12 protein-coding genes are annotated in these 14,102 nt (G+C 54.2%); 4 read left to right on the top strand and 8 right to left on the bottom strand.

What is annotated here, in order from left to right; genetic code table 11:
• Nucleotides 1–25 precede the first annotated feature (25 nt).
• The 8 genes from F3J30_RS13760 to syd form a co-directional block, all read right to left on the bottom strand.
• The gene (locus F3J30_RS13760; RefSeq protein ID WP_166717602.1) at nucleotides 26–1,165 is read right to left on the bottom strand and encodes a glycerate kinase; all 1,140 of its coding nucleotides are present in this window, start codon (nucleotides 1,163–1,165) and stop codon (nucleotides 26–28) included.
• Nucleotides 1,166–1,252: 87 nt separating this feature from the next.
• Nucleotides 1,253–2,590: a glucarate dehydratase gene (gene gudD / locus F3J30_RS13755; protein ID WP_166717601.1), complete on the bottom strand. Its 1,338-nt coding sequence runs from the start codon at nucleotides 2,588–2,590 to the stop codon at nucleotides 1,253–1,255.
• Nucleotides 2,591–2,602: 12 nt separating this feature from the next.
• Complete coding sequence (locus F3J30_RS13750; protein WP_166717714.1) at nucleotides 2,603–3,946, bottom strand: enolase C-terminal domain-like protein; 1,344 nt, start codon at nucleotides 3,944–3,946, stop codon at nucleotides 2,603–2,605.
• Nucleotides 3,946–5,301, bottom strand: a complete 1,356-nt coding sequence (gudP, locus tag F3J30_RS13745) for a galactarate/glucarate/glycerate transporter GudP (protein WP_166717600.1) — start codon at nucleotides 5,299–5,301, stop codon at nucleotides 3,946–3,948. The genes F3J30_RS13750 and gudP overlap by 1 nt, the downstream gene beginning before the upstream one ends.
• A 338-nt stretch (nucleotides 5,302–5,639) precedes the next feature.
• Entirely contained in the window at nucleotides 5,640–6,089 is a 450-nt protein-coding gene (locus tag F3J30_RS13740; protein WP_166717599.1) for a flavodoxin, read from the bottom strand.
• A gap of 21 nt (nucleotides 6,090–6,110) precedes the next feature.
• A complete protein-coding gene (gene truC / locus F3J30_RS13735) occupies nucleotides 6,111–6,890 on the bottom strand; it encodes a tRNA pseudouridine(65) synthase TruC (RefSeq protein WP_166717598.1) in 780 nt (259 codons plus the stop codon).
• Nucleotides 6,887–7,216: a YqcC family protein gene (locus tag F3J30_RS13730; protein ID WP_166717597.1), complete on the bottom strand. Its 330-nt coding sequence runs from the start codon at nucleotides 7,214–7,216 to the stop codon at nucleotides 6,887–6,889. Before F3J30_RS13730 ends, truC begins: the two co-directional genes overlap by 4 nt.
• Nucleotides 7,217–7,834: 618 nt before the next feature.
• Nucleotides 7,835–8,380 (bottom strand): SecY-interacting protein, encoded by a 546-nt coding sequence (gene syd / locus F3J30_RS13725; RefSeq protein ID WP_166717596.1) that lies wholly within the window; start codon nucleotides 8,378–8,380, stop codon nucleotides 7,835–7,837.
• 69 nt (nucleotides 8,381–8,449) lie between these two features.
• On the opposite strand from syd, the gene queF reads away from it, so the two are divergent.
• The 4 genes from queF (at nucleotide 8,450) to F3J30_RS13705 (ending at nucleotide 14,009) form a co-directional block, all read left to right on the top strand.
• Nucleotides 8,450–9,292, top strand: a complete 843-nt coding sequence (gene queF, locus F3J30_RS13720) for an NADPH-dependent 7-cyano-7-deazaguanine reductase QueF (protein ID WP_166717595.1) — start codon at nucleotides 8,450–8,452, stop codon at nucleotides 9,290–9,292.
• A gap of 116 nt (nucleotides 9,293–9,408) precedes the next feature.
• A complete protein-coding gene (gene ppnN, locus F3J30_RS13715; RefSeq protein WP_014071576.1) occupies nucleotides 9,409–10,773 on the top strand; it encodes a nucleotide 5'-monophosphate nucleosidase PpnN in 1,365 nt (454 codons plus the stop codon).
• 515 nt (nucleotides 10,774–11,288) lie between these two features.
• On the top strand, nucleotides 11,289–12,578 hold the full coding sequence (locus F3J30_RS13710; protein ID WP_166717594.1) for an HAAAP family serine/threonine permease: 1,290 nt from the start codon (nucleotides 11,289–11,291) through the stop codon (nucleotides 12,576–12,578).
• Between the two features lie 63 nt (nucleotides 12,579–12,641).
• On the top strand, nucleotides 12,642–14,009 hold the full coding sequence (locus F3J30_RS13705; protein WP_166717593.1) for an L-serine ammonia-lyase: 1,368 nt from the start codon (nucleotides 12,642–12,644) through the stop codon (nucleotides 14,007–14,009).
• Nucleotides 14,010–14,102 lie beyond the last annotated feature (93 nt).

Here is a 14,102-nt window from a genome sequence, read left to right as displayed (position 1 = left end):
TGAAGCCACCACCCGGCAATCAGAGTTAAAAACCCTGCCCCACTTTCAGTACCGCGGCAATGTTTCTTGCTGCCATGCGGACGTTCTCACCCGCATTCTCCAGCGCATCTTCCAGCGAGCAGATGGTATAAATCACGCTGAATACCGCGTCGATGCCGTGATCATGTACCACACCCACATCCGCAGTCAGGCTTCCCGCAATCCCGATAACCGGTTTGTTAAAGCGTTTCGCGACCTTCGCCACGCCAACGGGCACTTTACCGTGTATGGTCTGGCTATCGATACGACCTTCACCGGTGATAACCAGATCCGCATCGGCAACCTGCTCATCGAGGTGCAAGGCATCAGTTACAATCTCGATACCCTGGCGCAGCTGCGCGCCGCAAAATGCGTACAACGCTGCCCCCATGCCACCCGCCGCACCGCCGCCCGCCAGATGTAAGACATCGATATCCAGATCCCGGGCGATCACTTTCGCATAGTGAGCAAGCGCATTATCCAGCATGACGATCATCTCTGGCGTGGCGCCTTTCTGTGGCCCAAACACCGCCGATGCACCCTCTTCACCGGTTAACGGATTGGTGACATCGCAGGCAACTTCTATCCGGCAATCGGCAAGGCGTCTGTCCAGACTGCTTCTGTCTATTTTCGCCAGCCGCTCCAGCTCGCTGCCGCCAGGACCAATAATGTGGCCCTCAGCATCAAGCAATCTGGCACCCAGTGCCTGCACCATGCCAGCACCGCCGTCGTTGGTCGCGCTGCCGCCAATGCCAATAATAATATGTTTAACCCCCACATCCAGCGCATGACGGATGAGTTCACCGGTTCCCCAGGAGGTTGTTTTTAATGGGTTGCGTTGAGAAGGGGCGACCAGCTCCAGGCCGCTTGCCGCCGCCATTTCAATAAACGCGCTTTGTTCGTCGCCGGATAACCCGTAGAACCCTTCCACGCGTTCACCCAACGGGCCGGTGACGGGTACGTGAACAATTCGCCCACCGGTGGCAGCAACCATCGCCTCGACGGTACCTTCGCCGCCATCGGCGACCGGCAGTTTGACGTACTGCGCCGACGGGAAGATCTCGCGAAAACCCTGCTCTATCGCTGTCGCTACCTCAAGAGCACTCAAACTTTCCTTATACGAGTCCGGTGCGATAACTATTTTCATAAGCCATCCTTACGCATGTTAACTACGTTAAGCATACACCCGCCAGGTTGTCGAAAATGCCGATGCCCTCAGGAACCGGCGATACGCTTAACGCACCATGCAAGGGCGTTTGTTGTTGAAGGTCCAGTTCGGGATCAGATACTGCATCGACATGGCGTCATCACGCGCGCCCAGACCATGCTTCTGGTACAACTCATGCGCTTTCATCACCTGATCCATATCCAGCTCAACGCCCAGACCTGGCGTTGAAGGCACTTGCACCATACCGCCTTTGATTTCGAACGGCTGTTTGGTCAGACGCTGGTTACCTTCCTGCCAGATCCAGTGGGTATCGATAGCGGTAATATTGCCCGGTGCGGCGGCAGCGACATGGGTAAACATCGCCAGCGACACGTCGAAGTGGTTATTGGAGTGTGAGCCCCAGGTCAGGCCAAACTCATGGCACATCTGTGCGACGCGCACCGAGCCCTGCATCGTCCAGAAGTGCGGGTCAGCCAGCGGAATATCGACAGATTGCAGAGAGAGCGTATGCCCCATCTGACGCCAGTCGGTAGCAATCATGTTAGTTGCCGTTGGCAAGCCGGTGGCGCGACGGAATTCCGCCATTACTTCACGCCCGGAAAAACCTTGCTCAGCGCCGCACGGGTCTTCGGCATAGGCCAGCACGCCTTTCAGCTGCTTGCCAATCTTGATGGCTTCATCGAGCGACCATGCCCCGTTTGGATCCAGCGTCACACGTGCCTGCGGGAAACGTTTTGCCAGGGCAGAAATCGCTTCTGCCTCTTCCTCGCCCGCCAGTACACCGCCTTTCAGTTTGAAATCGTTGAAGCCATATTTTTCGTAAGCGGCTTCTGCCAGACGAACCACCGCATCCGGGGTCATCGCCTCATCATGGCGGATACGATACCAGTCGCATTTTTCATCCGGCTGGCTCTGGTACGGCAGTGGCGTCAGTTTGCGGTTACCGACGAAGAACAGATAGCCAAGCATTTCTACTTCACTACGCTGTTGCCCCTCGCCCAGCAGTGACGCCACGTTCACGCCCAGATGCTGACCAAGCAGATCCAGCATCGCCGCCTCAATACCCGTGACAACGTGAATAGTGGTGCGCAGATCAAAGGTTTGCAGACCGCGCCCGCCGGCATCCCGATCGGCGAAGGTGCTACGCACCGCGTTCAGCACGTTTTTATACTCGCCCAGGGTTTTACCCACGACCAGAGGAATGGCATCTTCCAGCGTCTTACGGATCTTCTCACCGCCCGGAATTTCGCCCACTCCAGTGTGGCCGGAGTTATCTTTAATAATCACAATATTGCGGGTGAAGAATGGGGCATGTGCGCCACTCAGGTTCATCAACATGCTGTCATAACCCGCAACCGGAATGATCTGCATGGAGGTAACTACAGGGGTCGAAAATGTGCTCATCGTTCAATCCTTTTAATTGTGACGTCCAAAAACAGGGCGTTTGCGGTCAAATGTCCAGCCAGGGATAAGGTATTGCATCGGGCCTGCGTCATTACGCGCGCCGCCCGGCAGTTTTTTATACGCTTCATGCGCTTTGTGGATCTGATCCCAGTCAAGCTCCACCCCCAATCCTGGCGCATCGGGTACCGCGATTTTGCCGTTTTTGATTTCCAGCGGTTTTTTCGTCAGACGGGCTTCGCCCTCCTGCCAGATCCAGTGGGTATCAATGGCGGTCGGGTTACCCGGAGCCGCTGCGCCCACGTGGGTAAACATCGCCAGCGAAATATCGAAGTGGTTGTTAGAGTGGCAACCCCATGTCAGGCCCCAGTCATCGCAAAGCTGCGCAACCCGCACCGCACCGGACAACGTCCAGAAATGCGGATCGGCCAGCGGAATATCGACTGAATTCAGCATGACCGCATGGCCCATTTCGCGCCAGTTGGTCGCAATCATATTGGTCGCCACTGGTAACCCGGTGGCACGCCGGAATTCCGCCATCACTTCACGACCGGAGAAACCCTGTTCTGCGCCGCACGGATCTTCCGCGTAGGTCAGCACATCACCCAGGCCTTTGCACAAGGCGATAGCTTCATCGAGCAGCCACGCGCCGTTTGGATCGACGGTGATACGGGCATCCGGGAAGCGCTTTTTCAGCGCGCGGACGCTTTCAATCTCTTGCTCGCCCGGCAATACGCCGCCTTTCAGTTTGAAATCTTTAAAACCGTAGCGATCCTGCGCTGCTTCAGCCAGGCGAACCACAGCCTCACTGGAAAGCGCCTCCTGATGACGCAGATGATACCAGTCGTGGTTACCCGGCGAACTCGCCAGATAAGGTAAGTCCGTTTTGTTTCGGTCGCCGACATAGAACAGATAACCCAGAACCGTTACCGCATCGCGTTGCTTGCCTGGCCCTAACAGTTCGCACACCGGGACATTCAGCGCCTTGCCCAGCAGGTCCAGAAGCGCAGCCTCCAGCGCGGCCACCGCATTTACACGCAGTTCAAACGTCCAGGCGCCTTTGCCGAAGGTATCAAAATCAGCAGACTGGTTACCCTTATGCACCCGCTGAACCACTTTATTCAGACGAGCCACTTCCTGCCCCACAACCTGTGGGATCGCATCGACCAGCGTCTGGTAAATCACCTCGCCACCCGGCGCTTCACCGACACCTGTATTACCAGCGCTGTCGGTCAGCACCACGATGTTGCGGGTAAACCAGGCGTTATGCGCGCCGCCAATGTTGAGCAGCATACTGTCTTGCCCCGCCACCGGGATGACCTGCATTTCCGTGACGATTGGGCTTGATTGCGTTGTCATCATCCACGCTCCGCAACAGATTTCAGTTCGATACGTTTGATATCACCCACCAGCACCAGATAACTCAGTACGGCAACCAGCGCATGGACACCCACGTAAATCAGCGCACCGTTAAAGGAGCCCGTAGTACCGACGATGTAACCGATGGCGATAGGGGTAACAATGCCGGAAATGTTGCCGAACATGTTGAACAGACCGCCGCTCAGGCCGCTGATCTCTTTTGGCGCAGTATCCGCCATCACCGCCCAGCCCAGCGCACCGATGCCTTTGCCGAAGAATGCCATCGCCATAAAGCCGATAATCATCCATTCCGCACTCACGTAGTTACAGAACACCATGGTCATCGAGAGCAACATACCGAGCACGATGGGTGTTTTACGGGCGATATTCAGTGAACCGGTACGACGCATCAGCCAGTCAGAAATCACGCCCCCCAGCACGCCGCCGACAAATCCGCAGACCGCCGGGATTGAGGCAACAAACCCCGCTTTGAGGATAGTCATCCCACGCGCCTGAACCAGATAAACCGGGAACCAGGTGATGAAGAAGTAGGTTAAGGCGTTGATGCAGTACTGGCCCAGATAGATGCCGATCATCATGCGCGAGCCAACCAGCTGCTTGATCTGCCCCCACTTCTGGCTGAACGGCACTTTTGTTTGCGTGTTCTTCTGATCCATGTTGATCAGCGCACCGCCTTCGGCAATGTACTCCAGCTCTTTCTTGTTCACGCCGGGATGCTGGTTTGGTTCGTGGATGACTTTCAGCCAGATGAAACTGATGATGATCCCAAGCCCACCCATAAAGAAGAAGACGTGCGACCAGCCCACCTCCTGCGTCAACCAGCCCATAATCGGGGCGAAGATCACCGTGGCGAAGTACTGTGCGGAGTTAAAAATGGCTACCGCCGTTCCCCTCTCCTGCGCCGGGAACCAGGCCGCGACTATACGGCTGTTACCGGGGAAGGAAGGTGCTTCGGCTAACCCCACCAGGAAACGCAGAGTGAAGAGCGCAACGATAATGCCAAAGCCGCTGAAGATATCGACGAAACCCTGCAACAGGGTAAACATCGACCAGATAAAAATGGACCAGAAATAAACACGTTTGGAGCCAAAGCGATCAAGCAACCAGCCGCCCGGGATCTGACCTATAACATAGGCCCATGAAAATGCAGAGAAAACGTAACCCATGCCAACCGGATCAAGCCCGATATCTTTTGCCATTTCAGAGCCGGCAATCGACAGCGTGGCGCGGTCACCATAGTTAAAGGACGTGACGATAAACAACATCACCACAATCCAGTAGCGAGCATTCGTGCGCTTCTCAGCGCTGCTGGCAGCCTGGCTTAATGTACTCATAGTTGCACTCCTGAATCCTGGCTTTCGCCGGTTCATTCTGTACAGCACCTGTAGGGTAATCAGAATGAGGTTAGTGTTTAGCAGTTTTGGTACGGCTTAACGCCGTTTTATAGTGAAGCACTGCCTTTTTAGTAACTGACGGGGAAAGTATATGAAGGAGTCACGCGTTCCCTCACCGTGCATGAACACAACATTGACGGCATGGTAAGAGGTTGTTTGTGGCATAAGCCCAAACCACTGGAAGGTACTTCACGGAAATGAGGATTTTGAGAGGTGGGTCTCGCCGGGTGGCGGCAGCGCCTTACCCGGCCTACAAAACCTGTCGGCCAGGCAGGGTATTATTTTAACAGTGTCGCCCAGTGTTCAACCCACGGGTTTGATTCGCTTTCCGGCTCTGGATGTTCACCGGCGTCAATCAGCAGCATCTCACCCACGCGCTGAGCGCTTTGCTCCTGCAACAGGGTGTCGAACTGCTTACCGCCGCCGCAGAAATTGGCGTAGGAGCTGTCGCCCAGGGCAATGATGCCGTAGTGAACGTCAGGCTGATAGCCAAGCTGGTCTTTGATCCCCTGGAAAAGCGGAACGATGCTGTCCGGCAGATCGCCCTGTCCGGTGGTCGAGGTTACCACCAGGATGTATTTGTCCTGGTACTTTTTCCAGTCGTCCAGCTCCGGGTCTTCATACACCGTGGCCTTGTGGCCCTGGTTTGCGAGGATCGCTTCGGCTTCTTCCGCCACCAGCAGTGAGTTACCGTACATCGTGCCAACAAAAATGCCGACTTCAGCCATGTGTTACTCCGTTAATTTTTGCTATTGCTGTTCATCCTGAACGCTGCCTGACACAAACTCAACCCTTTCATTTTCGGGGAGTTGCCCCATCCAGCCAAACTGTGACAATGCCTGCATCCAGACATCGTCCAGCCCCGCATGGATTGTCAGCGGTTCACCCGTAAACGGGTGTGTAAGGCTCAGTTCGCTTGCATGTAGCATCAGGCGATGGCAACCAAAGTGCTCGGCCGCGCTGCGGTTCTGGCGCAAATCACCGTGCTTACTGTCGCCAATAATCGGATGACGCAGATGCGCAAGATGGCGGCGCAGCTGGTGTTTGCGCCCGGTTTTGGGCAACAGCTCAACCAGGCTGTATCGCGTGGTCGGAAACTTGCTGGTGGCCACCAGCATTTCCGTGGTCGCCATGCCGCGATAATCCGTCACCGCGGGCTGTGGGCCTTTGTCATCGCGGGCAAATTTATCGGCAATTTTATCCAGTTCTTCCACCAGCGGATAATCCAGCCGGGCGGCATCTGTCAGCCAGCCGCGCACGATAGCGTGGTAACGTTTCTGGATCTGATGCTGTTCAAACTGCTGCGACAGCAGACGCCCCGCCTCGCTGGAAAGCCCCATCAGCAATACGCCCGATGTCGGCCTGTCCAGGCGATGCGCGGTAAACACATGTTGACCAATCTGGTCACGCACGGTCTGCATCACCACCACTTTTTCGTCGCGATCGAGCCAGCTACGGTGAACCAGCCAGCCTGAAGGTTTATTCACCGCCACCAGCCATTCATCCTGATACAGGATTTCCAGCGTCATTCAGCATCACCTGCAAACAGCGTATCCAGACGTTCCAGCTCAATCAGGAGTATTTCGCGCGCCGGGTGGGTGGCGTCCAGCGCCATTTCAAAATACGGCGACACGGCAAAAGCCTGAGGAAGCGGGTGACCTCCGTCCAGCAACGCGTGCATACGCGGGACAAGAACCCATTGCAGCCATTCGAAAGGCTCAAGCGTATCCAGGCAGAAAGGCTGTGTGCTGGCGAATGCTTCCGGCTGCGGGGATACCGCCTGCCAGAGCTGATGCTGACGTAATACTGCTTCGATGGCGTGCAGCTGGGCACGCACGTTGTCGTGACGCGTCATGAAAACCTCGACCGAAAAACACAATGGCGCGAAGCATAACACTGCCGAAGGGGAAATAAAAAAAGGGAGCACTGTATAAACAGTGCTCCCGGTTCGTTTCGCAGCATTCCAGCTACAATTCGTGCTCCCTGCTCATCCGTGACAACTTTTCCTGAAGCCCGAAGGCCTGGTCATCCGTAAACCTTTGCATCCTGCACACATCATCCTGACGTGAATGTTTCATCCTGAAACGTCCCGGTATTCCTGACCCACCGCCCATCCTGACCGGCTCTCATTCTCCTTCCTGGAGGTGTCCCTTACGCGTCCTGCGTGATCCTTTTGCTTCATCCTGAAGCCTTCCTGAAGCGCCATCCTGACGTGTCCTGTGTGAGAAACGCCATCATCCTGATGTTCGTTTCTCGTGTCGGCGTCCTGTCGACAGAGATAGAATCCGCTATTCCGCTTCGTCTTACAACCCACTCTGTAGGTGCTGTAAGACTCACCTCAACACGAAAAATTAAGCATCTTATTGAAAATAATGAAGTTAACAGTAAAATGTGGATGAGATTTAACTTAACGACGCGCCGATCTCTCACAAACCTTGTAAGAGATCTCTCACACGCGCTATAGCAAGATGGATTACAGAAGAGGCTCAAGCCGGGTAAGGAAATCCGCAAGTGAAGGGGCGAGAACGTCGCGATTGCGGGTGCCGAGTGTCTCTTTAATCACTTCACCAGACAGATTGCAGACGGAGATAACGTCCAGTTCACTGTCGAGCGTGGCAATAAAAAGTGTCGGAGAAAGTTTAAGGCGCTTTTGTGTGACCAGATGACCAATCAGGTTTTCCTGGACGCGCTGGAGATCGTCTTCGCTCCAGGTTTGCAGCAATGTTAGCGATATGTCGGCAAAACGCGCGGTCATATCCCCTGCAAATTGCGTGGTGTAAAGCGCATGAACCGCTGGTTGTACCACAAGGTCCATCGCGCGTTCAACCGCATTTACATTTGGCTCTCCGCTGAACGGCTTCGGCTGCCAGATAACGCAATCGTCCAGAGTCGAGATGACGCATGGTGAAGGAACACCATATAAGTCAGCGCTTTGCGGCCATGTTCCTTTCGCTTCTTGCCATGCATCGCAGTAGCGAGTTGTAAATGTGGTCAGGGCATTTGCAGTTTCGATATCCACCGATTTCTCTCTTCTCGTAAGACAGGATAAACTCAGCCCTTAAGTGTACCTGCAAAGTGGCAATGAAACATGTCTTACGAAAATCATCAGGCGTTAACGGGCTTAACGCTGGGGAAATCGACCGATTACCGCGACACCTACGATGCAACCCTGTTGCAGGGTGTGCCGCGCAGTTTGAACCGCGACCCGCTCGGACTGCACGCCGATGCACTGCCATTTGTGGGCGGTGATATCTGGACACTGTACGAGCTCTCCTGGTTGAATGCCCGCGGTCTGCCACAGGTGGCGGTAGGCCATGTGGAGCTGGATTACGCCAGCCTTAATCTGGTGGAGTCCAAAAGCTTCAAGCTGTACCTCAACAGCTTTAACCAGACCCGTTTCGACAGCTGGGACGATGTTCTGCACACGCTGGAGCGCGATTTACGCGCCTGTGCAAAAGGCGACGTCACGGTATCGTTGTATCGTCTGCATGAGCTGGAAGGCCAGCCCATTGCCCATTTCAATGGAACCTGTATCGACGAACAGGATATTGACATTGATAACTACGAGTTCAGCACCGACTACCTGGAAAACGCAGCCGGTGACAAAGTGGTGGAAGAGACGCTGGTCAGCCATCTGCTGAAATCCAACTGCCTAATCACCCATCAGCCAGACTGGGGCTCCGTGCAGATCCAGTATCGCGGGCCGAAGATCGACCGGGAAAAGCTGCTGCGCTACCTGGTGTCATTTCGCCATCACAACGAATTCCACGAACAGTGCGTAGAGCGCATCTTCAATGACATTCAGCGTTTCTGTCAGCCCGAGAAGCTGAGCGTTTATGCGCGCTATACCCGCCGTGGCGGCCTGGACATTAACCCGTGGCGCACCAATACCGATTTTGTGCCTGCTACCGGTCGTCTGGTGCGTCAGTAATATAAATATTTTCACAATATGCGGGCGGTATTCCGCCCAAACTGTTGTGAAACTTCATAAGCCAGGGCTATTGTAATCAACAGGGAAAGACGATAATCGTCCCGTAAGGAGCTCACTTGATTACACATATTAGCCCGCTTGGCTCAATGGATATGTTGTCGCAGCTGGAAGTGGACATGCTTAAACGCACGGCCAGTAGCGATCTTTATCAACTGTTTCGTAATTGTTCACTTGCCGTACTGAACTCCGGAAGCCTGACAGACAACAGTAAAGAACTGCTGTCCCGTTTCGAAAGCTTTGATATCAACGTGCTGCGTCGTGAGCGTGGTGTAAAACTTGAAGTCATCAATCCGCCGGAAGAGGCCTTTGTCGACGGGCGAATTATTCGCTCACTCCAGGCCAACCTGTTCGCGGTGTTGCGCGATATCCTGTTTGTTAACGGGCAAATCCACAACGCGGGCCGTTTCCAGCACCTCGACCTGGAAAGCTCTGTTCACATCACTAATTTGGTCTTCTCTATCCTGCGTAACGCCCGTGCCCTGCACGTGGGTGAAGCGCCGAATATGGTCGTTTGCTGGGGTGGTCACTCAATTAACGAAACCGAATACCTCTACGCCCGTCGTGTAGGGACCCAGCTCGGCCTGCGTGAACTGAACATCTGTACCGGTTGCGGCCCGGGCGCCATGGAAGCGCCAATGAAAGGGGCGGCGGTCGGCCACGCTCAACAACGCTATAAAGAGGGGCGCTTTATCGGGATGACCGAGCCGTCCATCATTGCGGCCGAGCCACCGAACCCGCTGGTCAATGAACTGATTATCATGCCGGATATCGAAAAACGTCTTGAGGCGTTTGTCCGTATCGCCCACGGGATAATCATCTTCCCTGGCGGTGTGGGTACGGCGGAAGAGCTGCTTTATCTGCTGGGTATTCTGATGAACCCGGCCAACAAAGATCAGGTATTGCCGTTGATCCTGACCGGGCCAAAAGAGAGCGCCGATTACTTCCGCGTTCTGGACGAATTCATTGTGCATACGCTGGGCGAATCTGCCCGCCGTCACTATCGCATTATCATTGATGATGCGGCGGAAGTGGCGCGTCAGATGAAGAAAGCCATGCCGCTGGTCAAAGAGAACCGTCGCGATACCGGTGATGCTTACAGCTTCAACTGGTCAATCCGTATTGCGCCAGACCTGCAAATTCCGTTCGAACCTTCTCACGAGAATATGGCCAACCTGAAACTGTACCCGGATCAGCCGGTTGAAGTTCTGGCGGCCGATTTACGACGCGCCTTCTCCGGTATCGTTGCGGGTAACGTGAAAGAGGTGGGCATCCGCGCTATCGAAGAGTTTGGCCCGTATAAAATTCACGGTGACCGCGAGATGATGCGCCGCATGGATGACATGCTGCAGGGCTTTGTTGCTCAGCATCGTATGAAGCTGCCGGGTTCCGCTTATATTCCTTGCTACGAGATTTGCACCTAATCCCCGCAAGTCACCTCTATCAAGCCGGAGAGTGCTGAAGCGCTATCCGGCTTTTTTATTACCGTTACAACTCATACTTATCTCTTATGTGACTTACATAATTGAACCAGACGCAAACGATTACCTCAATTTTCAGACCGTAAATTATCAGCCTTAATCCAAATTACTCGTCAGAAAACACTAAAAAGCCTCTTCTTTACAGCGTAAGACTCCTATCTCACTGGTCAGCCTTTCAGGCTACATGTCGTTAATGATAGCCTTCGCGCCCGTAAATTCTCTTTGATGTTTTTTTAGCAGATAAATGGTCTAAACATGCCCACATAGAGAGTGGATTATTGCATTTGGGATCAGGATCACTGAAGGATTCATAACTAGAATGTATCTTTCCGCCCGCCAATAGTTACGGGCAAAAATTATTAAAAAACCGTCACTGAACGAATTTCATATTACCGTCAGGCACTTTTTCATCGGATTTGACTAAAAACCTGACAATTTGCTTCCTCCAGGAGATACAGATGGAAACCACTCAAACCAGCACCGTTGCTTCGATTGAATCCCGAAGTGGTTGGCGCAAAACGGATACCATGTGGATGCTTGGCCTTTACGGCACAGCAATCGGCGCTGGTGTACTGTTCCTTCCTATCAACGCAGGTGTCGGCGGTCTGATCCCGCTGATCATCATGGCGATCATCGCTTTCCCGATGACCTTCTTCGCACACCGCGGTCTGACCCGTTTTGTGCTGTCCGGTAAAAATCCGGGCGAAGACATCACTGAAGTGGTTGAAGAGCACTTTGGTGTTGGCGCAGGTAAATTGATCACCCTGCTCTACTTCTTCGCGATCTACCCAATTCTGCTGGTGTATAGCGTGGCAATCACCAACACCGTTGAAAGCTTCATGACGCACCAGTTACACCTGACGCCACCACCGCGCGCCATTCTGTCGCTGATCCTGATCGTCGGTATGATGACCATCGTGCGTTTCGGTGAGCAGATGATTGTTAAAGCGATGAGCATTCTGGTGTTCCCGTTTGTGATTGCACTGATGGTGCTGGCCTGTTACCTGATCCCACAGTGGAACGGTGCGGCGCTGGAAACCCTGTCCCTGAGCAGCGCATCTGCAACCGGTAACGGCCTGCTGTTAACCCTGTGGCTGGCAATCCCGGTAATGGTGTTCTCGTTCAACCACTCGCCAATCATCTCCTCCTTCGCGGTGGCGAAGCGTGAAGAGTACGGCAATGGCGCAGAGAAAAAATGCTCCAGCATCCTGGCTCGCGCTCACGTGATGATGGTTCTGACCGTGATGTTCTTCGTATTTAGCTGCGTGCTGAGCCTCTCCCCGATGGATCTGGCTGCGGCAAAAGAGCAGAACATCTCTATCCTGTCTTACCTGGCAAACCACTTTAACGCACCGGTTATCGCCTGGATGGCACCAATCATCGCGATTATCGCCATCACCAAATCCTTCCTGGGCCACTACCTGGGCGCTCGTGAAGGCTTCAACGGTATGGTGATTAAATCTCTGCGCGGTAAAGGCAAGAGCATTGAAATTAACAAGCTGAACAAAATCACTGCACTGTTCATGCTGGTTACCACCTGGGCGGTAGCAACCCTAAACCCAAGCATTCTGGGCATGATTGAAACCCTGGGCGGCCCGGTTATCGCGATGATTCTGTTCCTGATGCCGATGTACGCGATTCAGAAAGTGCCTGCGATGCGTAAATACAGCGGCCATATCAGCAACGTATTCGTTGTGATCATGGGTCTGATTGCCATCTCTGCCATCTTCTACTCGCTGTTCAGCTAATACCTCGTGTGCCGCCTTCGGGCGGCGCACTCCTCCCTCCTGACTGATAGCAATGGACGCATCATGATTAGCGTATTCGATATCTTCAAAATCGGTATTGGTCCTTCCAGCTCTCACACCGTCGGACCAATGAAAGCCGGTAAACAATTCACGGATGACTTGATTGCACGCGGCATTTTGCACGACATCACCCGCGTGGTTGTCGATGTATACGGTTCCCTTTCCCTGACGGGTAAAGGCCACCATACCGATATTGCCATTATCATGGGCCTGGCGGGAAACCTGCCGGATACCGTTGATATTGACGCGATCCCTGGTTTTATCCAGGACGTAAATACCCACGGTCGTTTGCTGCTGGCAAACGGCGAGCACGAAGTGGAATTCCCGGTTGATCGGTGCATGAACTTCCATGCCGACAACCTCTCCCTGCACGAAAACGGGATGCGTATTACCGCACTGGCCGGCGATAACGCCATCTATAGCCAGACCTATTACTCTATCGGCGGCGGTTTTATCGTCGACGAAGACCATTTTGGTCAGACCAACAATTCTGCTGTTGAAGTGCCGTATCCGTACAAAAACGCGGCGGATTTACAGCGTCACTGCCAGGAGACGGGTCTGTCGCTCTCTGGCCTGATGATGAAAAACGAACTGGCGCTGCACAGCAAAGAAGAGCTGGAGCAACACTTCGCTAACGTCTGGGAAGTGATGCGCGGCGGTATCGAGCGCGGGATCACCACCGAAGGCGTTCTGCCGGGCAAACTGCGCGTACCGCGCCGTGCGGCAGCGCTGCGCCGGATGCTGGTCAGCACCGATAAAACCACCACTGACCCGATGGCGGTTGTTGACTGGATTAACATGTTCGCGCTGGCGGTAAACGAAGAGAACGCCGCAGGTGGCCGCGTGGTTACCGCACCGACTAACGGTGCGTGCGGTATTGTTCCGGCCGTACTTGCCTACTACGACAAGTTCATCCGTGAAGTGAACGCCAACTCTCTGGCGCGCTACATGCTGGTTGCCAGTGCCATCGGCTCGCTCTACAAGATGAACGCCTCCATTTCCGGTGCGGAAGTGGGCTGTCAGGGTGAAGTCGGTGTGGCCTGTTCAATGGCTGCTGCGGGCCTGGCTGAACTGCTGGGCGCGAGTCCGACTCAGGTATGTATTGCCGCCGAAATCGGCATGGAGCATAACCTGGGGCTGACCTGCGACCCTGTCGCCGGGCAAGTTCAGGTACCGTGCATCGAGCGTAACGCGATTGCATCTGTTAAGGCCGTCAATGCGGCTCGAATGGCGCTGCGTCGCACCAGCGAGCCGCGCGTGTGTCTCGATAAGGTTATCGAAACCATGTACGAAACGGGTAAAGATATGAACGCCAAATACCGTGAAACCTCTCGCGGTGGTCTGGCAATGAAGATCGTAACCTGCGATTAAGCCGCTCAAGAAGCCTCGTTTTGCGAGGCTTCTTCCTGTTTTCCCCCGCACTATTCGTTTCATCCTGCCGACAGTGTTACCCTTTACCCATTA

The organism is Enterobacter sp. Tr-810, from assembly GCF_011752765.1.
Classification (GTDB): Bacteria; Pseudomonadota; Gammaproteobacteria; order Enterobacterales; family Enterobacteriaceae; genus Enterobacter; species Enterobacter soli.
This window is presented reverse-complemented; position numbering and strand designations above follow the sequence as displayed.

Excerpts from the sequence above, each read along its gene's own strand:
- F3J30_RS13760 (WP_166717602.1), bottom strand. The coding sequence starts at position 1,165 with ATGAAAATAGTTATCGCACCGGACTCGTATAAGGAAAGTTTGAGTGCT.
- gudD (WP_166717601.1), bottom strand. The coding sequence starts at position 2,590 with ATGAGCACATTTTCGACCCCTGTAGTTACCTCCATGCAGATCATTCCG.
- F3J30_RS13750 (WP_166717714.1), bottom strand. The coding sequence starts at position 3,946 with ATGACAACGCAATCAAGCCCAATCGTCACGGAAATGCAGGTCATCCCG.
- gudP (WP_166717600.1), bottom strand. The coding sequence starts at position 5,301 with ATGAGTACATTAAGCCAGGCTGCCAGCAGCGCTGAGAAGCGCACGAAT.
- F3J30_RS13740 (WP_166717599.1), bottom strand. The coding sequence starts at position 6,089 with ATGGCTGAAGTCGGCATTTTTGTTGGCACGATGTACGGTAACTCACTG.
- truC (WP_166717598.1), bottom strand. The coding sequence starts at position 6,890 with ATGACGCTGGAAATCCTGTATCAGGATGAATGGCTGGTGGCGGTGAAT.
- F3J30_RS13730 (WP_166717597.1), bottom strand. The coding sequence starts at position 7,216 with ATGACGCGTCACGACAACGTGCGTGCCCAGCTGCACGCCATCGAAGCA.
- queF (WP_166717595.1), top strand. The coding sequence starts at position 8,450 with ATGTCTTACGAAAATCATCAGGCGTTAACGGGCTTAACGCTGGGGAAA.
- F3J30_RS13710 (WP_166717594.1), top strand. The coding sequence starts at position 11,289 with ATGGAAACCACTCAAACCAGCACCGTTGCTTCGATTGAATCCCGAAGT.
- F3J30_RS13705 (WP_166717593.1), top strand. The coding sequence starts at position 12,642 with ATGATTAGCGTATTCGATATCTTCAAAATCGGTATTGGTCCTTCCAGC.